19 protein-coding genes are annotated in these 21,612 nt (G+C 51.4%); 14 read left to right on the forward strand and 5 right to left on the reverse strand.

Annotated features, from left to right (window positions below):
• Positions 1-9 precede the first annotated feature (9 nt).
• Positions 10-939: a DNA replication terminus site-binding protein gene (gene tus / locus GHC22_RS12620; protein ID WP_153687211.1), complete on the forward strand. Its 930-nt coding sequence runs from the start codon at positions 10-12 to the stop codon at positions 937-939.
• On the opposite strand, the gene fumC is transcribed toward tus, so the two are convergent.
• Together fumC and fumB are read right to left on the reverse strand one after the other, a co-directional pair.
• Positions 936-2,339 carry a class II fumarate hydratase gene (gene fumC / locus GHC22_RS12625; protein WP_153753139.1) on the reverse strand — a complete coding sequence of 468 codons (1,404 nt, stop codon included), beginning with the start codon at positions 2,337-2,339 and terminating at the stop codon, positions 936-938. The genes tus and fumC overlap by 4 nt on opposite strands.
• Before the next feature lie 141 nt (positions 2,340-2,480).
• Positions 2,481-4,127, reverse strand: a complete 1,647-nt coding sequence (gene fumB, locus GHC22_RS12630) for a class I fumarate hydratase (RefSeq protein ID WP_003832822.1) — start codon at positions 4,125-4,127, stop codon at positions 2,481-2,483.
• A 262-nt stretch (positions 4,128-4,389) separates the two neighbouring features.
• Between fumB and manA the strand changes: the two genes are divergently transcribed.
• Together manA and GHC22_RS12640 are read left to right on the forward strand one after the other, a co-directional pair.
• Positions 4,390-5,565 (forward strand): mannose-6-phosphate isomerase, encoded by a 1,176-nt coding sequence (manA, locus tag GHC22_RS12635; protein WP_103285159.1) that lies wholly within the window; start codon positions 4,390-4,392, stop codon positions 5,563-5,565.
• 106 nt (positions 5,566-5,671) lie between these two features.
• Complete coding sequence (locus GHC22_RS12640) at positions 5,672-7,180, forward strand: YdgA family protein (RefSeq protein ID WP_079934113.1); 1,509 nt, start codon at positions 5,672-5,674, stop codon at positions 7,178-7,180.
• Between the two features lie 47 nt (positions 7,181-7,227).
• Here the strand turns inward: GHC22_RS12640 and GHC22_RS12645 are convergent, their stop codons facing one another.
• The gene (locus GHC22_RS12645) at positions 7,228-8,256 is read right to left on the reverse strand and encodes a Mal regulon transcriptional regulator MalI (RefSeq protein WP_137377874.1); all 1,029 of its coding nucleotides are present in this window, start codon (positions 8,254-8,256) and stop codon (positions 7,228-7,230) included.
• 170 nt (positions 8,257-8,426) lie between these two features.
• On the opposite strand from GHC22_RS12645, the gene malX reads away from it, so the two are divergent.
• From malX to GHC22_RS12660, 3 genes are all read left to right on the forward strand, one after another.
• The gene (gene malX, locus GHC22_RS12650) at positions 8,427-10,019 is read left to right on the forward strand and encodes a maltose/glucose-specific PTS transporter subunit IIBC (RefSeq protein WP_153753141.1); all 1,593 of its coding nucleotides are present in this window, start codon (positions 8,427-8,429) and stop codon (positions 10,017-10,019) included.
• A gap of 10 nt (positions 10,020-10,029) precedes the next feature.
• On the forward strand, positions 10,030-11,202 hold the full coding sequence (locus GHC22_RS12655; RefSeq protein WP_153753143.1) for a MalY/PatB family protein: 1,173 nt from the start codon (positions 10,030-10,032) through the stop codon (positions 11,200-11,202).
• 197 nt (positions 11,203-11,399) lie between these two features.
• Entirely contained in the window at positions 11,400-12,749 is a 1,350-nt protein-coding gene (locus GHC22_RS12660; protein WP_153753145.1) for a sensor domain-containing diguanylate cyclase, read from the forward strand.
• 44 nt (positions 12,750-12,793) lie between these two features.
• Here the strand turns inward: GHC22_RS12660 and GHC22_RS12665 are convergent, their stop codons facing one another.
• On the reverse strand, positions 12,794-13,210 hold the full coding sequence (locus tag GHC22_RS12665; protein ID WP_048235434.1) for a hypothetical protein: 417 nt from the start codon (positions 13,208-13,210) through the stop codon (positions 12,794-12,796).
• 442 nt (positions 13,211-13,652) lie between these two features.
• Here GHC22_RS12665 and add point away from each other — a divergent pair, with 442 nt between their 5' ends.
• A complete protein-coding gene (add, locus tag GHC22_RS12670) occupies positions 13,653-14,654 on the forward strand; it encodes an adenosine deaminase (RefSeq protein WP_153753147.1) in 1,002 nt (333 codons plus the stop codon).
• A 104-nt stretch (positions 14,655-14,758) separates the two neighbouring features.
• Here add and GHC22_RS12675 read toward each other — a convergent pair whose 3' ends face one another.
• Complete coding sequence (locus tag GHC22_RS12675) at positions 14,759-15,799, reverse strand: oxidoreductase (protein WP_048214261.1); 1,041 nt, start codon at positions 15,797-15,799, stop codon at positions 14,759-14,761.
• A 241-nt stretch (positions 15,800-16,040) separates the two neighbouring features.
• Here GHC22_RS12675 and blr point away from each other — a divergent pair, with 241 nt between their 5' ends.
• The 7 genes from blr (at position 16,041) to rsxD (ending at position 21,603) form a co-directional block, all read left to right on the forward strand.
• A complete protein-coding gene (gene blr, locus GHC22_RS12680) occupies positions 16,041-16,166 on the forward strand; it encodes a division septum protein Blr (RefSeq protein WP_003029134.1) in 126 nt (41 codons plus the stop codon).
• Positions 16,167-16,457: 291 nt separating this feature from the next.
• Positions 16,458-16,673: a transcription modulator YdgT gene (ydgT, locus tag GHC22_RS12685; RefSeq protein WP_008784684.1), complete on the forward strand. Its 216-nt coding sequence runs from the start codon at positions 16,458-16,460 to the stop codon at positions 16,671-16,673.
• A 91-nt stretch (positions 16,674-16,764) separates the two neighbouring features.
• Positions 16,765-17,205, forward strand: coding sequence for a DUF2569 domain-containing protein (locus GHC22_RS12690; protein ID WP_003832803.1), 441 nt, complete (start codon positions 16,765-16,767; stop codon positions 17,203-17,205).
• Positions 17,206-17,280: 75 nt separating this feature from the next.
• On the forward strand, positions 17,281-17,862 hold the full coding sequence (gene rsxA, locus GHC22_RS12695) for an electron transport complex subunit RsxA (protein WP_003029144.1): 582 nt from the start codon (positions 17,281-17,283) through the stop codon (positions 17,860-17,862).
• Entirely contained in the window at positions 17,862-18,440 is a 579-nt protein-coding gene (gene rsxB, locus GHC22_RS12700; RefSeq protein WP_153753149.1) for an electron transport complex subunit RsxB, read from the forward strand. The genes rsxA and rsxB overlap by 1 nt, the downstream gene beginning before the upstream one ends.
• Entirely contained in the window at positions 18,433-20,550 is a 2,118-nt protein-coding gene (rsxC, locus tag GHC22_RS12705; RefSeq protein ID WP_150388290.1) for an electron transport complex subunit RsxC, read from the forward strand. Before rsxB ends, rsxC begins: the two co-directional genes overlap by 8 nt.
• On the forward strand, positions 20,551-21,603 hold the full coding sequence (gene rsxD / locus GHC22_RS12710) for an electron transport complex subunit RsxD (RefSeq protein WP_008784680.1): 1,053 nt from the start codon (positions 20,551-20,553) through the stop codon (positions 21,601-21,603).
• Positions 21,604-21,612: the final 9 nt, after the last annotated feature.

Here is a 21,612-nt window from a genome sequence, read left to right on the forward strand (position 1 = left end):
GGTAAATCTATGGCCCGTTACGATCTCGTTGACCGCCTGAACGGCACCTTTCGCCAGATGGAACAAGAACTGGCGCTTCTGAACGAAAACCTGTTGCAGCAGACGCTGCTGATTGCCCGCGTATTCTCGTTACCGGAAGTGGTCAAAGAGGCAGAGCATGCCCCTCTGCAGAGCATTGATGTTAAGCAGCATTTAGGCAAAGAGGCTGAAGCGCTGGCACTGCGCCATTACCGTCACCTGTTTATTCAGCAGCAGTCCGAAAACCGCAGCAGCAAAGCGGCCGTCCGCCTGCCGGGTGTATTGTGCTACCAGGTTGATAATGCGGCGCAATGTGCTCTGGAAGAACAAATCCAGCGTATAAACCAGTTGAAAACCACCTTCGAGCGCATTGTTACAGTAGAGTCAGGGCTGGCGCCGGCAGCACGTTTCGAATGGGTGCATCGCCACCTGCCGGGGCTGATTACACTGAATGCCTATCGCACGCTCACCGTTGTCAGAGATCCTGCCACCCTGCGATTCGGCTGGGCTAACAAGCACATTATTAAAAACCTGAAACGTGATGAAGTACTGCAGCAACTGGAAAAAAGCCTGACCTCACCGCGCAGCGTACATCCCTGGACACGTGAAGAATGGCAGGCGAAGCTTGAACGCGAATATCAGGATATCGCCGACTTACCGCAGCAGGCCCGCCTGAAAATTAAAAGGCCGGTAAAAGTGCAGCCTATTGCCCGAGTCTGGTACAAAGGAGAGCAAAAACAGGTGCAATATGCCTGCCCGACGCCACTAATTGCACTGCTTAATGACGACAACGGTATGACCGTACCGGATATCGGCGAGTTACTGAATTACGATGCCGATAACGTTCAGCATCGCTTTAAACCTCAGGCGCAGCCGTTGAGATTGATTATTCCCCGGCTGCACCTGTACGTTGCGGATTAACTGCCTGGCCGCATGCTGCCAACCATCAGCTCCGGACGTACCCAGCTGTCGAACTCCGCTTCGGTTAGGTATCCCAGCGCCAGAGCGGAGGCTTTTAGCGTCAGCCCTTCTTTATGCGCTTTTTTGGCAATTTCAGCCGCTTTATCGTAACCGATATGGGTGTTGAGCGCGGTCACCAGCATCAGCGACTCATTGAGCAGTTGATCTATTCGTTCACGGTTGGGCTCGATTCCCGTCGCGCAATGTTCATTGAAGCTTTCCATACCGTCCGCCAGCAGGCGTACCGACTGCAGGAAGTTGTGGATGACCATCGGTCGATAGACGTTGAGCTCAAAGTTACCTGACGCCCCGCCCATATTAATGGCGACATCGTTACCCATCACCTGGCTGCAAAGCATAGTCAGCGCTTCACACTGGGTAGGATTGACTTTACCCGGCATGATCGAGCTGCCCGGTTCATTTTCCGGAATTGAAATTTCGCCAATACCACAGCGCGGGCCAGATGCCAGCCAGCGTACATCGTTGGCGGTTTTCATCAGCGACGCTGCCAGCCCTTTTAGCGCTCCGTGGGCATGAACCAGGGCATCGCAGGTAGCCAGCGCTTCAAATTTATTCGGAGCGGTAACGAACGGCGCGCAGGTAATGACCCGCAGTTCATCCGCGACCCGGCGGGCGTATTCGGGATGAGTATTCAGTCCGGTACCTACCGCGGTTCCCCCCAACGCCAGTTCTGCCACATGCGGTAAACTGTTTTCAATGTGTCTGAGGTTATGTTCAAGCATTGCTACCCAGCCGGAAATCTCCTGGCCAAGCGTAAGTGGAGTTGCATCTTGCAGATGTGTACGACCAATTTTAACGATATCGGCGAAAGCGTGGGACTTATCACTGAGCGTTTTAGTCAACACATTTAATTTTGGGATCAAAGAGTTACGCAGCGCCAGCAGTGCGGCAACGTGCATTGCGGTCGGGAAGACATCGTTCGAGCTTTGGCTTTTATTGACATCATCGTTGGGGTGTACTTTTCGCTCCATCCCCCGCACGCCGCCCAGCAATTCGCTGGCCCGGTTTGCCAGCACCTCGTTCATGTTCATATTGCTTTGCGTGCCTGAGCCGGTTTGCCAGATGGCCAGCGGAAACTCATCGCGGTGTTTATCTGCCAACACCTCATCTGCAGCCTGCATAATAGCCCTGGCTTTATCCTCCGCCAGCAGCCCCAGATCCTGGTTAACCTTTGCCGCGGCGCGTTTCGTCAGCGCCAGCGCATGGATCAACGAGACCGGCATTTTCTCCGTAGAGATACGAAAATGCTCCAGCGAACGTTGGGTTTGCGCGCCCCAAAGCTTATCGGCAGGAACATCAATCGCCCCCATTGAATCATTCTCGCGGCGTACCGTTACCATTACCTGCTCCTTACATTAACAGTTGATTAGGTTATGTTTCGACTTTGCCCATTTGCATTGGTCTTATGAGTATTAACGAGGATAAAACTGTCGTTTGGTGGTTCGTGCGGTAAAAAAAACCGCCCCGAAGGGCGGCTGACGTTACTTAACGCAGCGTGCGCACTGCGACGTCTGAATTTGCTTGAAGAAATCGTTGCCTTTGTCATCTACCAGGATAAATGCCGGGAAATCTTCTACTTCAATTTTCCAGATGGCTTCCATCCCGAGTTCCGGGTATTCCACGCACTCCAGGCTCTTGATACTGCCCTGAGCCAGCACCGCGGCGGGGCCGCCAATACTGCCCAAATAGAAGCCGCCATGTTTATGGCAAGCATCGGTCACCTGCTGGCTGCGATTGCCTTTCGCCAGCATAATCATGCTCCCACCAGCGGCCTGAAGCTGGTCAACATACGAGTCCATACGTCCGGCAGTAGTTGGACCCAGCGAACCAGAGGCATAACCTTCCGGCGTTTTTGCCGGACCTGCGTAATAGATCGGGTGATCTTTAACATACTGCGGCAAACTTTCGCCGTTATCCAGACGTTCTTTCAGTTTCGCATGCGCAATATCACGGCCAACGATAATTGTACCATTGAGCGACAGACGTGTGGAAACCGGATACTGGGAAAGCTGAGCCAGAATCTCTTTCATCGGACGATTGAGGTCAACACGTACCGCTTCGCCCTCTCCCGCCTGGCGCAGCTCTTCCGGTATAAATTTGCCAGGATTATGTTCCAGTTTTTCGATCCAGATACCTTCACGGTTGATCTTGGCTTTAATATTTCGATCGGCTGAGCAAGAAACACCCATACCAACCGGACACGACGCGCCGTGACGCGGCAGGCGGATCACGCGGATATCATGCGCGAAGTATTTCCCACCAAACTGCGCACCAAGCCCCAAATTCTGCGCCTCAATCAGCAGCTCTTTTTCCAGCTCTACATCGCGGAATGCCTGACCATGTTCGTTACCTTCTGTCGGCAGTTCGTCGTAGTATTTTGCAGAAGCCAGTTTGACCGTTTTCAGCGTGGCTTCTGCCGATGTTCCACCGATTACGAACGCGATATGATACGGCGGACAAGCCGCAGTGCCCAACGTACGCATTTTCTCAACCAGGTAATTTTTTAATTTGCCCGGCGTTAGCAGCGCTTTGGTTTCCTGGTACAGATAGGTTTTGTTCGCCGAACCACCGCCTTTGGCAATACACAGGAATTTGTATTCATCGCCGTCGACGGTATACAAATCGATTTGTGCTGGCAGGTTGGTACCGGTGTTCACCTCTTTATACATATCCAGCGCTGCGTTTTGTGAATAGCGCAGGTTGTCCTCGATGTAGGTGTTATAGACGCCTCGTGCCAGCGCCTCCTCATCCCCCCCACCGGTCCAGACACGCTGACCTTTTTTACCCACGATAATCGCAGTTCCGGTGTCCTGACAGGTCGGCAAAATGCCTTTTGCCGCGATGTCAGAGTTACGCAGGAATTGCAGGGCCACATATTTGTCGTTTTCGCTGGCCTCCGGGTCGCGCAGAATATCAGCTACCTGCTGTTGATGTGCGGGACGCAGCATAAACGACGCATCATGAAAGGCCTGACGAGCCAGCAGGGTTAAGGCTTGCGGTGCAACTTTAACAATCTCCTGCCCTTCAAATTCGGCAACAGAGACATAGTCGCTGGTCAGCAGATAGTATTCGGTATCATCCTTTTTGAGGGGGAAAGGATGCTGATAATGAAAGGGTTTGTTTGACATTGTGCTCTCACTTACTGCTCGGTCTGGTTATTCTCTGGGCAGATGTTCCATTGCCCTGCTTCCCTGCCGCAGATCCGGTTGTAGAAGGAAGAGCTTTCTGCAACCGGAATTACTCAGGGTATTAAAAGCGAGTCACCATATCCTACACATTTTTTTAACAAAAACTGAGACAAGTACGACTTTTTACATGTGCAGGTTACTTCCCTCAGGGTTTCTTGGTTTAATAGCCGTAGAAAATTCAACATTGAAACAGGGCTTGATAATGCAAAAACTCATCAACTCAGTGCAGAACTACGCCTGGGGAAGTAAAACGGCGTTAACGGAACTCTATGGCATTGCCAACCCCACTCAGCAACCGATGGCTGAGTTGTGGATGGGCGCGCATCCGAAAAGCAGTTCGCAGGTTCTGGGCGCTGACGGTCAGACGGTTGCTCTGCGCGACGTTATCGAGCACGATAAATCCGCACTGCTAGGCGATGCTGTTGCGCAACGTTTTGGTGAACTGCCCTTCCTGTTTAAAGTACTCTGCGCTGCTCAACCACTTTCGATTCAGGTTCATCCTAACAAGCACAATTCTGAAATTGGATTTGCCAAAGAAAACGCCGCGGGGATCCCGATGGATGCCGCCGAGCGCAACTACAAAGATCCTAACCACAAACCAGAACTGGTATTTGCTTTGACGCCTTTCCTGGCGATGAACGCATTCCGCGAGTTCTCTGACATTGTTGCATTGTTACAACCCGTTTCCGCCGCACATCCAGCTATTGCACATTTCCTGGAAGAACCGAGTGCGGAACGTCTGAGCTATCTTTTCGCCAGCTTGCTGAATATGCAGGATGAGGAGAAATCCCATGCGTTGGCGATCCTGAAATCAGCGCTGAACAGCCAGCAGGGTGAACCCTGGCAAACCATCCGTCTGATCGCTGACGTCTACCCGAACGACAGTGGGCTTTTCTCCCCGCTGCTGCTCAATGTGGTGAAACTCAATCCAGGCGAGGCTATGTTCTTATTTGCCGAAACCCCGCACGCTTACCTGCAAGGTGTGGCGCTTGAGGTGATGGCTAACTCGGACAACGTGCTGCGTGCCGGACTGACGCCAAAATATATTGATATCCCGGAACTGGTCGCCAACGTGAAGTTTGTCGCCAAGCCAGCAAACCAGTTACTGACCACGCCGGTTGAATCTGATGGTGAACTGGACTTCCCAATCCCGGTTGATGATTTTGCGTTCTCCCTGCATGAGCTTACTACCAGTGGCGCAGATATCAGCCAGCAAAGTGCGGCTATTTTGTTCTGCATCGAGGGTGAAGCCGTGCTGAGCAAAGGCGAGCAACGTCTGGTTCTGCGACCGGGTGAATCGGCCTTTATTGGCGCGAATGAATCGCCGGTTAACATCAGTGGCGCAGGTCGTTTAGCCCGGGTTTATAACAAGCTATAGCAAGATACTGATATTTTTAACAACTCTTGCTAAGCTGTAGTGTGTTAAAGACATGTCACTCCTCCAGGCGTCTTCAAACGCCTGGTTTTATTTTATGGATATCGAAATGAAAAAATCGCTGGTAGCTGCGGGTGTGGTGGTTGCGCTGGGTATCGTCTGGACGGGCGGCGCCTGGTACACAGGTAAGAAACTTGAAACGCATCTCGCCGAGATGGTGACACAGGCAAACGATCAGTTAAAACGTTTCTCCCCTGAGGCGGGCATTGAACTGAGTTATCAAAACTACCAGCGCGGGGTGTTCAATAGCCAACTGCAATTGGTGGTGAAACCAATCGCCGGGCAGGCAGATTCCTGGCTAAAACCGGGGCAAAGTATCGTCCTGAATGAAACCGTCGATCACGGTCCATTCCCGCTGGCTCAGTTGAAATCACTGAATCTGGTCCCGGCTATGGCCTCCGTGAAAACGACTCTGGTCAATAACGACGTTACCAAACCACTGTTTGATATTGCCAAAGGTGAGTCGCCATTTGTCATTAATTCCCGAATCGGCTACAGCGGCGATACCCGTTCCGATCTCTCCCTCAAACCACTGAACTATGAGAAAGGCGACGAAAAAGTAGCCTTCAGCGGCGGGGAATTCCAGTTTACAGCAGACAAAGAAGGTAACGCTGTCTCGCTGACAGGCAATGCGCAAAGCGGCGTGGTCAATGCGGTCAACGAGTATGACCAGAAAGTACAAATGACTTTCAATAACCTGAAAACTGAGGGTTCCAGCAGTATTGCCAGCTTTGGTGAGCGCATAGGCGACCAGAAATTGTCACTCGATAAACTGTCGATTTCCGTCGAAGGTAAAGAGTTGGCGGTTCTGGAAGGCATGGGTATTGATGGTAAATCCGATCTGATCAACGACGGTAAAACTGTCAACAGCCAGTTGGATTACACGCTGAACAGTCTGAAATTGCAGGGTCAGGATATGGGTAGCGGTAAACTGACGCTGAAAGTTGGCCAGATTGACGGTGAAGCATTACACCAGTTCAGTCAGCAGTATAGCGCCCAAACCAAGGCGCTGATGGCGCAGATTGATGTGGTACAAAATCCTGAGCTTTATCAGCAAAAAGTCACTGAAGCCTTCTTCAATGCGCTGCCGATTCTGATGAAAGGCGAGCCGGCTATCACCATAGCCCCGCTGAGCTGGAAAAATGCAAAAGGTGAAACTGCATTTAATCTGTCACTGCTGCTAAAAGATCCGACAGCAAATACTGAGGAACCACAAACGCTGGCTCAGGAAGTGGATCGTTCGGTCAAATCACTGGATGCTAAGCTGACGATTCCGGTTGATATGGCGACTGAGTTCATGACGCAGATTGCCAAAATTGAAGGCTATCAGCAGGAACAAGCGGCCGATCTGGCGAAACAACAGGTGAATGGCCTGGCGGCAATGGGTCAGATGTTCCGTATTACAACGATGCAGGACAACGTCATCGGCTCCAGCCTGCAATACGCAAACGGCCAGGTTACCTTAAACGGACAAAAAATGTCGCTGGATGAGTTTGTTGGCATGTTCGGTATGCCTTCTCTCGGCGAACCGGATGCCCCGGCTATTCCGCAACAGTAAATACGCGTGACAACAGGCCCGATAACCGTGTGTTTATCGGGCCTTTTTTATTTTGCCACCACCAGACGGGCGGAAAGCGTTAAGTTACGCGAATGACCATCATCGTGCCCAATGCGCTGTAGCATGCGCTCAGCAAGGGTATATCCCATTTCACGCGCGGGCGTACAGGCCCAAATAATGGGGATATCGTCCAGTGCATTTTCCGCTACATCGGCAAATCCAGCTAACGAGATCTGCTGTTCGAAGTAGCGGTCTACGCCAATTTCACCACTCTGACGCCCTGCTCTCATCAGGCCAAACCAGGCGCCAACGGCTATGGTTTCGTTGTAGCACACCACTGCGCTGATCGTTGGGTTACGACGTAACAGCGCGGTCACCTCCTCTGCGGCCTGCTTTTGGCTGGATGAGCACTCCAGCACCCAGTCGCTATGAAACGGTAAACCATACTTTAGCAACGTCGTACAATAGCCGCCGACACGCTCTGCGCGGGTCAATGAAGAACTCTGCCCCCCCAACCACGCGATGCGCTGATGCCCATGGCGTATCAGATGTTCAACCAGCAATTGCGCTGCCTGCATGTTGTCAGGTCTGACGGTGTCAACGTCATCCAGGTAGCTGGCCCGAGACGCAAACACTACCGGAATCCCTTTCTCCGCGGCCAGTTGTTGTAGGTCGTCGCTACTGCCGGCAGCCCCGGCGATCACCACACCATCAACCCCTTGATTAAGCAGCATAGCGAAACGCTGTGCCAGCTGTTCGCCATCTCTGCCACCATGTAATAAAAAGACCATGCGCCCCTGCGCTTCTAAAGCTTCCGTCAGACCCGCCGTCAACTCGGCGTAAAACGGGGTGGAAAGGTCGCGCACGATCAAACCAATTACCCCGCTCTGCCCGCCACGCAGCGCTGATGCCTGGCGATTACGCACAAACCCCAGTTGCTCAATAGCGGCATTCACCCGTTCGCCGGTCGCGGATGAAATACGGCCTTTTCCACTGAGCACCAATGAGACGGTACTAACCGAAACGCCCGCGGCCAGCGCAACATCATGGATGGTTATTTTTTTGGCTATAGCCATAAAAAACGGAAAACTCCCTGATAACGTGACGGATAAAACGTTTTATCAATCACATATATTTATACGCCCTATTATCGTTCGATAATGTGATTTATACCGCACTAAAATTAGGTAAAACGTTTTATCTTCTCGCCATCATTAGTCAGCTAGCTTTTACGAGGAGTCGTTTGATGACGACGAGAACCATACCAAAAATTACGTTATGGGAATTTTTCCAGCAGTTGGGCAAAACCTTTATGCTGCCCGTGGCTCTGCTCTCATTCTGCGGGATCATGTTAGGGATCGGCAGCTCGTTAAGTAGTCATGATGTCTTAACGCTGATTCCGGCATTGGGTAATCCGGTACTGCAGGCTATTTTTACCTGGATGAGCAAAGTAGGCTCATTTGCGTTTAGCTTCTTACCGGTGATGTTCTGTATTGCCATACCTCTCGGCCTGGCCCGCGAGAACAAAGGCGTAGCGGCATTTGCCGGTTTTGTTGGTTATGCGGTGATGAACCTTGCCGTCAACTTCTGGTTAACCGCGAAAGGTATCTTGCCTACCACGGATGCCACGATCCTGAAAGCTAACAACGTACAGAATATCCTGGGGATCCAGTCGATCGACACCGGGATCCTCGGCGCTGTTATTGCCGGGATCATCGTCTGGATGCTGCATGAACGTTTCCACAACATTCGCCTGCCGGATGCACTGGCCTTCTTCGGCGGTACCCGCTTTGTACCAATTATCTCTTCGGTGGTGATGGGACTGGTCGGCCTGGTCATTCCCCTGGTTTGGCCGGTTTTCGCCATGGGCATTAACGGGCTCGGCCACATCATCAACAGCGCGGGCGAATTTGGTCCAATGCTGTTTGGTACTGGTGAACGTCTACTGCTGCCGTTTGGTCTGCATCATATTCTGGTGGCGCTCATTCGCTTCACCGAAGCTGGCGGCACGCAGGAAGTCTGCGGTCACAGCGTGAGCGGCGCACTGACTATTTTCCAGGCTCAACTGAGCTGCCCAACGACACAAGGTTTCTCTGAAAGCGCAACCCGCTTCCTGTCGCAGGGTAAAATGCCGGCGTTCCTCGGTGGTTTGCCGGGGGCAGCGCTCGCTATGTACCACTGTGCTCGCCCTGAAAATCGTCATAAAATTAAAGGGCTGTTAATTTCTGGTCTCATTGCCTGCGTGATCGGCGGTACAACCGAACCACTCGAGTTCTTATTCCTGTTCGTTGCCCCTGTTTTGTATGTAATCCACGCCCTGCTGACCGGTCTTGGTTTCACCGTGATGGCGGTGTTAGGCGTCACCATCGGCAACACGGACGGTAACCTGATTGACTTTGTGGTATTCGGCATCCTGCACGGACTCTCTACCAAGTGGTATTTGGTCCCTGTCGTGGCTGCGATCTGGTTCGCGGTGTACTACGTGATCTTCCGTTTCGCCATCACACGCTTCAATCTGAAGACCCCGGGGCGGGACGTCGAAATTGCCAGCAATATCGATAAAGTCATGGCGGGAGCACCGGGTAAATCCGGTTACAACGTCCCTGCCATTCTGGCGGCGCTGGGCGGTGCGGAAAACATTGTCAGCCTTGATAACTGCATTACCCGTCTGCGCTTGTCAGTGAAGGATATGTCGCTTGTGAACGTACAGGCACTGAAGGACAATCGCGCCATTGGCGTAGTGCAACTCAATCAGCATAATCTTCAGGTTGTTATTGGTCCGCAGGTCCAGTCAGTGAAAGACGAGATCGCAGTTCTGATGAACACCGTACAGGCTTAAGGACAACAATATGTTTGATTTTTCAAAGGTTGTGGACAGGCATGGTACCTGGTGTACTCAGTGGGATTACGTTGCCGACCGTTTTGGTTCAGCCGACCTTCTGCCGTTCACCATCTCCGATATGGATTTTGCCACCGCCCCCTGCATTCTGGAGGCGCTGACTCAGCGCCTGTCACATGGCGTGTTGGGTTACAGTCGCTGGAAAAATGATGAATTTCTGGCGGCGATTAGCCACTGGTTTCTATCGCGTCATAATACCCAAATCGATCCTGAGTCGCTGGTTTATGGCCCCTCGGTCATCTATATGGTATCGGAGCTAATCCGCCAGTGGTCTTCTGCGGGTGATGCAGTGGTTATTCATACGCCGGCTTACGACGCGTTTTACAAAGCGATTGAAGGTAATCAGCGCCAGGTATGCGCTGTCGGACTTGAAAAACGCGCTGACGGCTGGTTTTGCGACATGGTCGCACTAGAGAAAGCCCTGTCCCGGCCTGAAAGCAAAATTCTCCTGCTTTGCAGCCCGCACAACCCAACCGGTAAGGTGTGGACGCGCGATGAACTGGAAACCATGGCGGAGCTGTGTCAGCGCCACGGTGTAAAAGTCATCTCTGATGAGATCCATATGGATATGGTATGGGCAGACCAGCCACACATCCCGTGGAGTAACGTCGCGCGCGACAGTTGGGCGCTGTTCACCTCCGGTTCAAAGAGCTTCAATATTCCGGCATTAACCGGGGCTTACGGGATTATTGAGGATGAGCAGAGTCGCAACGATTACCTCAGTGCGTTAAAGGGTCGGGATGGTCTTTCCTCACCTGCAGTGCTCGCGCTTAGCGCACATATCGCAGCCTACCAACAGGGCGCTAGCTGGCTTGATGCGCTGCGGGATTATCTTGCCAGTAACCTGGATTACATCGCGCACGAGCTGAATAACGCATTCCCCGAACTGAACTGGCAGGTTCCGCAATCCACCTATCTGGCATGGATTGACTTGCGTCCACTCAACCTTGATGACCACGCACTGCAGGAAGCACTCATCCATCAGCAGAAAGTCGCCATCATGCCCGGATACACATACGGAGAAGAAGGACGCGGTTTTGTGCGCCTCAATGCCGGATGTCCACGTTCCAAACTTGAAAAAGGCGTTCAGGGGTTGATTAACGCCATCCGCACAATAAGTTAAATAGTCTTGCGCAATGAAGAACTCATTGCGCAACTCCTTATATAAAAAAACAAATCTGTTTTTTATCGTTTTTTTAATACCAATTCCTCCCTGACTTTTCCTGCCAGTCAAAATCAACAGCAATAAAAATCAAAAAGACAAAATACAAAGCTGAGAAGATAGCTGAAATATAGCGCTGTTTTATATACATAAAAATCATGAATACAACACAAATAAACATTCACAAAAAGAATTTAACTTTTTTTTTACTCCTGTCCCTAACGACATCCATTTTTCTTTGGTATATCCCTTTTAGTAATCAGCGTTATAGCCTCTCTTTTTACCCGGTTATTGCAACCTTTGCTGGTGTATTGCACATTCAGACGGGGTGCTTTATGACGATGAATTACATGAGTTATCGGCGCAAAAAATATCTTTTACCCCTGGCCTGCGCGTTTTATTTCTCGGGGGTTTTCTTATTTCTTGCGCTCTATATTTATTTTTATAAAAACGGCCTTCCTGGTGTCATCTACAATGACATTGCTGTTTTATACTTTATGAGGAATATGTTAATTACGGGGTTGTTTTTTGCAACATACTATTTATATACGTTTAAAAATAAAAAAGAAAAACATGGTAAAACAGTTATTTACGCCACTTATTCATGGTGCATGTTGCATCTGGTAATGGCTATCCTCTACTCCATCCGTATTACGCCAATATCGTTTCAGTTGGTTGACACAGAAACGTTTGAATGGCTTAGACCCTGGCGTGGTAGCTTTATTTATGTCCTCATTATCTTGTGGACCTGTATCGTTTTATTAGGGGCAAAATTAACCCGGCTAAAAACACAGTTTTGGGTAAGTATGTCACTGGTTGCCCTGAGCAATCTGTTAAGTGTCATCATTATGCTGAAGTACACGCATATAGACTCCGCTGGATGGTATCTCGCCAGAGGCCTGGAGTGCCTTAGCGCAATGGCCGTGATGATCGTGCTCATGTCTGATATTTTCAAGCGCTACAAAGCCTCACGTCAGGCCTATGAATTATCCTATGAAAATTCAGTCCGCGACCCGATGACCCGACTTTTCAACCGTGGCTATTTTTATAACGCACTCAGCAATGAGATAAAAATGACAGCGCCCCATAAACCCCTGAGCATTGTCTTTTGCGACATTGATTTCTTTAAGTCGGTCAATGACACCTGGGGACATTTGCAGGGTGACAGAGTGATAATCAAACTGTCAGAAATTATGCAGCGACTGAGTCGGCGTAACGACATCGTGGCACGCATTGGCGGAGAAGAGTTTGCTATTCTGCTACCTGAAACTAACGCAGATGCAGCATTTAACATCGCAGAGCGAATCAGAAAACACGTAGAACAACAAACTCAGGCCACGACTAAAGGTGATTTTCCACGCATCATCACCATAAGCCTGGGTATCGTAACCTCGGTTGATAACCGTTCAGCCCCCGAACAACTTGCTGATTGCGCAGACCGCGCCCTGTATATGGCAAAAAACCGAGGCCGTAATTGCGTTGTGGCCTATTCTGGCGAAGAAGTTTAATCGCAAAGGAAAAGATCACCACCAGGGCGATCTTTTCCTCATGATCAGTTGGTAATTTTCATGTGCAGCTGGAATGCGTTGGTTTTCCCCTCATCCTTCGCCGCGCCTTTTTGATATATTCTGATGGTATACTTACCGCTGGCAGGCAGCGTATTTTTATAAGTGTCACCACTCATCATGCCATCAAAAATGAATTGTTCGCCCGGTGCAATAATACTCATGAAAGGATGAGGCCAGGCGCTTTTCAGAACTGCTTGCATGGTCTGCCCTTTTTTGGCGACAAACGTATAATCTTTTGTTTTATCACCCGTAATTGTCCCCTTGATATCTGCGCCACTGGTACCTTTCTTAAACTGGATTACATGCGTTTCATCCGCTTTATACGCCGCATGCGCAGGCACAGTTGCCAGCAGCAAACTTCCACAGAACATTGTACTGACAATTAGCTTTACACTTTTCACTTTATTAATACCCTCAGTCGTTATTGTGTTTTTATAACATACCTCGCAGCACATTCATAAACTGGAAAGTGTCCATTTTTCGCTATTAGCAATGTTATTCAATAAATATCCGAATGAAATAACACTGACAGACAGTAATTAAATAAAAACGAGGTAAATAATCTTAAATTAAAATCATTTTATTACACACATGCTGCAGGAAATGCGTTATTGCTTACTTTACGCCCGTCTTACCACCGCAAGGCAAAAGCATCGTGATACGTTCTCAAGGATCAGGGAGTCGGAACACCACTCTGATGGTACGCTAACAGCATGGTCAACAATTTGGCGATGCTTGCTTCCCCATAACCCCGAACTCTGCACCGCTTTTTTTAAAGTTTTTAGAGGAACATTTTTCTGTTGTATAATGGCCTGCACTTTACCTAAATACACGAGTGCGACCATGATTGATACTTCCCTCCCCCTGACCGACGTCCATCGCCACCTTGATGGTAACATCCGTGCACAAACGATCCTGGATCTGGGCCGTCAGTTCAACTTAACGCTTCCGGCACAAACGTTGGAAACGCTGATCCCTCATGTGCAAGTCACATCAACTGAGCCAGATTTAGTGAGTTTTTTATCCAAGCTCGACTGGGGCGTGAAGGTACTGGCCTCGCTGGATGCGTGTCGTCGCGTGGCATTTGAAAATATTGAGGACGCAGCACGTAACGGCCTGCACTATGTTGAACTGCGTTTTTCCCCAGGCTACATGGCGATGGCGCATCAGCTCCCGGTTGCAGGTGTGGTTGAAGCCGTCATCGCAGGCGTACGCGAGGGCTGCAAGACCTTTGGCGTCGAAGCTCGCTTAATCGGCATTATGAGCCGTACTTTCGGCGAAGCCGCCTGTCTGCAGGAACTGGATGCGCTGTTAGCCCACCGAGACCATATTACGGCACTGGATCTGGCCGGTGACGAACTGGGGTTCCCGGGCAGCCTGTTCCTGTCTCACTTCAACCAGGCTCGCGATGCCGGCTGGCATATCACCGTACATGCGGGCGAAGCCGCGGGACCAGAAAGCATCTGGCAGGCCATTAAAGAGCTAGGCGCTGAGCGTATTGGTCACGGCGTTGAAGCCGTTGAAGATCGTGCGTTGATGGATTACCTCGCCGAGCACCGTATCGGCATCGAATCCTGCCTGACATCAAACATTCAGACCAGCACCGTTGCCTCACTAGCGAACCATCCGCTGAAAACGTTCCTTGAGCATGGCGTTATCGCCAGTTTGAATACGGACGACCCGGCTGTTCAGGGTGTGGATATTATTCACGAGTACACCATTGCCGCACCAGCTGCAGGCCTAACGCCCGAACAGATCCGCCAGGCGCAAATCAACGGTCTGGAAATGGCATTCCTGAGTAACGAGGAAAAACGAGCCTTGCGCGAGAAAGTCGCCGCAGCGTAACAGGTAAAGTGCCGGATGGCGCTAACGCTTATCCGGCCTACGTTGGTTTTCATTGTAGGCCGGATACGATGCCAGGAAGGTATCGCCTTGCGCCATTTACCTAATCAGGCAAGGCACAGCGTCGAACGATGTTTCGCAGATTCTATACCCAGCTCAATCAGCTCCATAATTTGGATAGCCTGTCTCGCCGGTACCGGGTTTTCACCGTTGCCGTTTAGCGCATCACGAATGCCAGCATAGTACGCCGGATAGTTGCCCGGTACGGTCAGCCAGGTTTCTTCAACCTGCTCTTCGCCTTCTACTCGGGTCAATATGCCATCGCGCATATCATAACCCCAGTCTTCCTGAGGCAGGCGCTCGCCATTTTTCAGGCGCTCTTCCTGCGGGTCAAGACCATACTTCACATAGCTGCCACGCGATCCATGCACAATATAACGGGCCGATTCTGCGGCAGCGAGCATGGTGCCATGCAGGATCACACGACGCTGCGGATACGTCAGGATGGCATGGAAGTAATCCGTCGCCTGCGCGCCCGGACGCAGCTGGGCCAGGTCTACCGTCAGGCTGACGGGCAAACCAAACAGATTAATCGCCTGATCCAAAAGATGCGGTGCTAAATCGTACCAGATACCGCTTCCCGGACCGCCCTGTTCACGCCAACGGTCACGAACCTGTGGGCGGAAACGATCGAAATGGGATTCGAAATATGCCACCTCTCCCAACACACCATCCGCCAGCAGAGCTTTCAGCGTCAGAAAATCACTGTCCCAGCGACGGTTATGGAACACAGACAGCACCCGCCCGAGGCTACGCGCCAGCGCATCCAACTCACGTGCTTGTGACAGTGTCACGGTAAAGGGCTTATCAACAACCACATGTTTGCCCGCTTCCAACGCTGCTTTCGCTAACGGGAAGTGCGTGTCGTTTGGTGTGGGGATCACAATCAAGTCGATATTTGGATCGTTAAAAAGATGCTTAGGCTCAGCAACAACCGCCACCGTAGGCCAGTCTGCCTTCACTTTTGCTTCATCACTACTGGACACTGCAGCCAGTTCCAGACCCGGCGTGCCCACAATCAGTGGGGCATGGAAGGTTTTGCTGGCATAACCGTAGCCAATTAGCCCAACGCGAATGTTGTCACTCATGTTATTGCCTCTCAATTCAGGACTTACCTATTTCACACCATACCTTGCAACGTCTCAATAGTTTAATAACCTTTGCGCTACAAAGGTTGTTTTTTAACTTAAGTCAAACATATGCCACTTATGCTTAACTTGCAGCGAAAAAGAGGTAGAAAACGTTCCCAATCATCTTGCTGTATTAATGAGAGATTAGTAACATTTGCAGCCTGTGTTTATGGATAAATCAAAGCAAATGTCATCAGTAATGAATCGTCTTATTGAATTAACAGGTTGGATTGTTCTCGCCGTCTCCGTGATCCTGCTGGGTGTTGCCAATCATATTGACAATTACCAGCCACCAGAGCCCGTTGCGGCAGTGCAGAAGAAATAAGCATCCGCAGCCTTTTATTGCCCGGCAATTAACATTGGTAGTTGCAGGGTCTGCCGGTAAAAGATCGCTTTCTGTCAAAAAAAGCGAATTATGCCGCGTCCCGCTCCGCTGCATATTGCCAGCGATCGCTAAGCGCGTTACCCTTGCTCAAGACGCGCATAGCGCCTGATTTTTCACAGGTATGAACACTCTTCTTACATTTGCACGTAAATGCGCTTTGACCTGTGCTCGTTGTTTATTTTTATATTTTCTACTCCGTTGGTATTATTTTATTAATATGGATCTGCATTTATGACCGTTCAGGATTACTTATTAAAATTCCGCAAAATCAGTTCGCTCGAAAGTCTGGAAAAACTGTTCGACCATCTTAACTACACGCTCACCGATGATAACGACATTATCAATATGTACCGTGCCGCAGACCATCGCCGTGCGGAGCTTATCTCCGGAGGTCGTCTGTTTGATGTTGGTCAGGTACCTAAATCAGTCTGGCATTACGTGCAATAAAGAAGAAAGTAGCGCTCAACGTTAAAAGCTTTATAATAATTGCCCCAAAATGAATGGCATGATTGATTGCGCGCGTAAACCTGGAGAAGAGATGACTACGACACCGGCACAACGTATCGGAGGCTGGCTACTTGGGCCACTGGCCTGGCTGTTAGTCGCGTTGTTGAGCGCTTCGCTGGCGTTATTACTTTATGTCACTGCGCTGGCTACACCGCAAACCTTCAAAACGCTGGGTGAGCAAAGTACGGCAAATTTGCTGTTATGGGGTGTCTCCTTTGTTACCGCGATCGCCATGTGGTATTACACACTGTGGCTGACGATTGCGTTTTTCAAACGCAGAGCCTGTGTACCTAAGCATTATATTCTGTGGCTGCTGATCTCCGTGTTGCTGGCGATTAAAGCGTTTGCGTTTTCACCCGTCCCAGACGCTTTTGCCGTGCGCCAACTGCTGTTCCCATTACTGGCTGCAGCACTGTTGGTGCCCTACTTCAAACGATCGCAGCGCGTTAAATCGACGTTTGTGAACCCGTAATAACCCTACAGTTAACCTGTTGTCGCCTGTTGAAGATTGTCAGATAATAGGCGGCTTTTTATTTCAGGCCGAAAAATGACTGATTACCTGCTGCTGTTTGTCGGAACTGTACTGGTCAATAACTTTGTACTGGTGAAGTTTCTGGGCCTTTGCCCGTTTATGGGCGTTTCCAAAAAACTGGAAACCGCAATGGGTATGGGCCTTGCCACGACGTTTGTCATGACACTGGCATCCATCTGCGCTTGGCTGATTGATACCTGGATCCTAATTCCGCTCAATCTCATCTATCTGCGCACGCTGGCTTTTATTCTGGTTATCGCCGTCGTCGTGCAGTTTACCGAAATGGTTGTGCGCAAAACCAGCCCTGCGCTGTACCGCCTGCTGGGGATCTTTCTACCGCTGATCACCACTAACTGCGCAGTGTTAGGTGTGGCGCTACTGAACATCAACCTCGGCCATAACTTTTTACAGTCGGCGCTATACGGTTTTTCCGCCGCCGTCGGCTTCTCGCTGGTGATGGTACTGTTCGCCGCGATCCGCGAACGCCTCGCCGTGGCGGACGTCCCAGCGCCGTTTCGCGGCAATGCGATTGCGCTGATTACCGCTGGTTTAATGTCATTGGCCTTTATGGGCTTTAGTGGTTTGGTGAAGTTGTAATGAATGCTATCTGGATTGCCGTTGCCGCAGTGAGTCTACTGGGTCTGGCGTTCGGCGCTATTTTGGGGTACGCCTCACGACGTTTTGCCGTTGAAGATGAGCCGGTCGTGGAGAAAATTGATGAAATTCTCCCGCAAAGCCAGTGTGGCCAGTGCGGCTATCCGGGCTGTCATCCTTATGCTGAAGCGATCGGGTCTCAGGGTGAAAAAATTAACCGTTGCGCCCCCGGCGGCGAAGCGGTGATGTTAAAAATTGCCGCCCTGCTGAATGTCGATCCGCAGCCTATTGATGGCGATGAACAAGACGTTACGCCGGTGCGAATGCTGGCGGTCATTGATGAAAATAACTGTATTGGGTGCACTAAGTGTATTCAGGCCTGCCCGGTCGATGCCATCGTGGGCGCGACCCGCGCCATGCACACGGTAATGAGCGATCTCTGCACCGGGTGCAACCTGTGCGTTGACCCGTGCCCGACGCAATGTATTGAATTACGCCCGGTAGCCGAGACACCCGATAGCTGGAAATGGGATTTAAACACCATCCCTGTGCGCATCATTCCCGTGGAACAACATGTTTAAGTTATTCTCTGCATTCAGAAAAAATAAAATCTGGGACTTTGATGGCGGCATTCATCCACCAGAAATGAAAACCCAGTCAAACGGAACGCCGTTGCGACAGGTTCCGCTGGCGCCGCGTTTCGTTATTCCGCTGAAACAACATATTGGTGCGGAGGGTGAACTGTGCGTAAACGTGGGTGACACCGTGCTGCGTGGTCAGCCCTTAACCCGCGGACGTGGCAAAATGCTTCCAGTCCATGCGCCAACATCAGGCACCGTTGTTGCCATTGCCCCGCACTCCACCGCGCATCCTTCAGCACTGGCTGAGTTGAGCGTCATCATAGACGCCGATGGCGAAGATCGCTGGATTGAGCGAGACGGCTGGACCGATTATCGCTCCCACAGCCGGGAAGAGCTGATTGCGCGTATTCATCAGTACGGCGTCGCCGGGCTGGGTGGCGCAGGTTTTCCCACCGGCGTTAAACTGCAGGGCGGCGGAGATAAAATTGAAACGCTGATCATTAACGCCGCCGAATGCGAGCCGTACATTACGGCAGATGACCGCCTGATGCAGGACTGTGCCGCTCAGGTCGTCGAAGGTATCCGCATCCTGGCGCACATTCTTCAGCCACGCGAGATCCTCCTGGGTATCGAAGATAACAAACCGCAGGCAATATCTATGCTGCGCGCAGTGCTGGCTGATTCACACGACATTAGCCTACGCGTGATCCCCACCAAGTACCCATCCGGCGGGGCCAAGCAGTTAACACAAATCCTGACCGGCAAGCAGGTTCCCCACGGCGGACGCTCCTCTGATATCGGCGTATTGATGCAAAACGTCGGAACCGCCTATGCAATTAAACGTGCAGTAATCGACGGAGAGCCGATCACCGAGCGTGTCGTGACGCTAACCGGTGAAGCAGTCAGTCGTCCGGGCAACGTTTGGGCGCGTTTAGGTACGCCTGTTCGTCATCTGCTCAACGACGCGGGTTTCTGCCCTTCCGCCGACCAGATGGTGATTATGGGCGGGCCGCTTATGGGCTTTACGCTGCCGTGGCTGGATGTCCCGGTGGTGAAGATAACCAACTGTCTTCTGGCCCCCTCTGCCAGTGAAATGGGTGAAACGCCAGAAGAGAAAGGCTGCATTCGCTGTAGCGCATGCGCCGATGCCTGTCCGGCCGATCTCCTGCCACAACAGCTTTACTGGTTCAGTAAAGGGCAACAGCACGACAAAGCGACGGCCCACAATATCGCCGACTGTATTGAATGCGGTGCCTGCGCCTGGGTATGCCCAAGCAATATTCCACTGGTACAGTATTTCCGTCAGGAAAAAGCCGAGATTTACGCCATTAGTCAGGAAGAAAAGCGCGCCGCAGAAGCAAAAGCTCGGTTTGAAGCCCGACAGGCGCGCCTTGAACGTGAAAAAGCGGCACGTCTTGAACGCCATAAGAGCGCCGCTGCTCAGCCGGCGGCCAAAGATCATGATGCCATTGCCGCCGCGCTGGCTCGCGTAAAAGAAAAGCAGGCTCAGGCGCTGCAACCGGTGGTCATTCAGGCAGGTGAAAAACCTGACAATAGCGCCGTGATTGCCGCACGCGAGGCGCGTAAGGCGCAAGCTCGTGCTTCCCGTAAGGAAAATCCGCCGCAAAGTGAAGGCAGCAGCACGGGTACAGACCCGCGTAAAGCTGCCGTGGAAGCGGCAATTGCCCGCGCCAAAGCCCGCAAGCTTGAGCAAGAAGCGGTAACAGAAACGGCCGAGCCGGTTGACCCACGTAAAGCCGCCGTCGAAGCAGCAATCGCCCGCGCCAAAGCCCGCAAACTTGAACAAGCAGCGGTAACAGAAACAGTCGAACCGGTTGATCCGCGTAAAGCTGCCGTGGAAGCGGCAATCGCCCGCGCCAAAGCTCGCAAGCTCGAGCAGCAGGCGGTAACAGAAACAACCGAACCGGTTGATCCGCGTAAAGCTGCCGTGGAAGCGGCAATCGCCCGCGCCAAAGCCCGCAAGCTTGAACAAGAAGCGGTAACAGAAACAGCCGAGCCGGTTGATCCACGTAAAGCCGCCGTCGCGGCCGCCATCGCACGCGCTCAGGCAAAGAAAGCCGCACAGCAGCAGGTTGTAAACGAGGAATAAATGGTATTCAGAATAGCAAGCTCCCCTTATACCCATAACCAGCGCCAGACATCGCGTATCATGATGCTGGTGTTACTTGCTGCATTGCCGGGGATCGCCGCTCAGCTGTGGTTCTTCGGCTGGGGCACGTTGTTCCAGATCGTTCTCGCTGCCATCAGCGCTATTGCTGCCGAAGCGGGTGTGCTTAAACTGCGTAAACAACCCATTGTGGCAATTTTAAAAGACAACTCTGCGCTACTCACTGGGTTGCTTTTGGCCGTCAGTATTCCGCCCCTCGCGCCATGGTGGATGGTGGTATTAGGCACGGTATTTGCGGTTATCATTGCGAAACAGCTGTATGGCGGGCTCGGGCAGAACCCGTTTAACCCTGCCATGATTGGTTATGTCGTGCTGCTCATCTCATTTCCGGTACAGATGACCAGTTGGCTGCCGCCGCATGAAATTGCGGCCACGGTGCCTGGTTTCTTTGACGCCCTGAACGTTATCTTTAACGGGCATACCGCCAGCGGAGGGGATATGAATTCGCTGCGTATGGGTATCGATGGGATCAGTCAGGCAACACCTCTTGATACCTTTAAGACATCCCTGCATGCCGGACGTACCGTTGAGCAGGTGATGCAATACCCGATCTACAGCGGCATGCTGGCAGGCGCTGGCTGGCAGTGGGTGAACCTTGCCTGGCTGGTTGGTGGTATCGTGCTGTTATGGCAAAAAGCGATTCGCTGGCATATCCCGGTTAGCTTCCTGCTGTCGCTCGCTGTTTGCGCCACTTTAGGTTGGATTTTTTCGCCAGACTCACTGGCATCGCCTCAGTTGCACTTGCTTTCCGGCGCGACGATGTTAGGTGCGTTCTTTATTCTTACCGATCCCGTTACAGCATCAACAACCAACCGTGGTCGTCTGATTTTTGGCGCACTTGCGGGCCTGTTAGTGTGGTTGATACGCAGTTTTGGTGGTTATCCTGATGGCGTGGCTTTTGCCGTGTTGCTGGCAAATATCACGGTTCCCCTGATTGATTATTACACCCGCCCTCGCGTGTACGGACATCGCTAAGGACTAGAT

It is taken from the genome of Citrobacter sp. H12-3-2 (genome assembly GCF_009649895.1).
GTDB lineage: Bacteria > Pseudomonadota > Gammaproteobacteria > Enterobacterales > Enterobacteriaceae > Citrobacter > Citrobacter portucalensis.

Bases quoted from the DNA above. Each gene is read 5' to 3' on its own strand.
- tus (WP_153687211.1), top strand. From the start codon at position 10: ATGGCCCGTTACGATCTCGTTGACCGCCTGAACGGCACCTTTCGCCAG.
- fumC (WP_153753139.1), bottom strand. From the start codon at position 2,339: ATGGTAACGGTACGCCGCGAGAATGATTCAATGGGGGCGATTGATGTT.
- fumB (WP_003832822.1), bottom strand. From the start codon at position 4,127: ATGTCAAACAAACCCTTTCATTATCAGCATCCTTTCCCCCTCAAAAAG.
- manA (WP_103285159.1), top strand. From the start codon at position 4,390: ATGCAAAAACTCATCAACTCAGTGCAGAACTACGCCTGGGGAAGTAAA.
- GHC22_RS12640 (WP_079934113.1), top strand. From the start codon at position 5,672: ATGAAAAAATCGCTGGTAGCTGCGGGTGTGGTGGTTGCGCTGGGTATC.
- GHC22_RS12645 (WP_137377874.1), bottom strand. From the start codon at position 8,256: ATGGCTATAGCCAAAAAAATAACCATCCATGATGTTGCGCTGGCCGCG.
- malX (WP_153753141.1), top strand. From the start codon at position 8,427: ATGACGACGAGAACCATACCAAAAATTACGTTATGGGAATTTTTCCAG.
- GHC22_RS12655 (WP_153753143.1), top strand. From the start codon at position 10,030: ATGTTTGATTTTTCAAAGGTTGTGGACAGGCATGGTACCTGGTGTACT.
- GHC22_RS12660 (WP_153753145.1), top strand. From the start codon at position 11,400: ATGAATACAACACAAATAAACATTCACAAAAAGAATTTAACTTTTTTT.
- add (WP_153753147.1), top strand. From the start codon at position 13,653: ATGATTGATACTTCCCTCCCCCTGACCGACGTCCATCGCCACCTTGAT.
- GHC22_RS12675 (WP_048214261.1), bottom strand. From the start codon at position 15,799: ATGAGTGACAACATTCGCGTTGGGCTAATTGGCTACGGTTATGCCAGC.
- blr (WP_003029134.1), top strand. From the start codon at position 16,041: ATGAATCGTCTTATTGAATTAACAGGTTGGATTGTTCTCGCCGTCTCC.
- ydgT (WP_008784684.1), top strand. From the start codon at position 16,458: ATGACCGTTCAGGATTACTTATTAAAATTCCGCAAAATCAGTTCGCTC.
- GHC22_RS12690 (WP_003832803.1), top strand. From the start codon at position 16,765: ATGACTACGACACCGGCACAACGTATCGGAGGCTGGCTACTTGGGCCA.
- rsxA (WP_003029144.1), top strand. From the start codon at position 17,281: ATGACTGATTACCTGCTGCTGTTTGTCGGAACTGTACTGGTCAATAAC.
- rsxB (WP_153753149.1), top strand. From the start codon at position 17,862: ATGAATGCTATCTGGATTGCCGTTGCCGCAGTGAGTCTACTGGGTCTG.
- rsxC (WP_150388290.1), top strand. From the start codon at position 18,433: ATGTTTAAGTTATTCTCTGCATTCAGAAAAAATAAAATCTGGGACTTT.
- rsxD (WP_008784680.1), top strand. From the start codon at position 20,551: ATGGTATTCAGAATAGCAAGCTCCCCTTATACCCATAACCAGCGCCAG.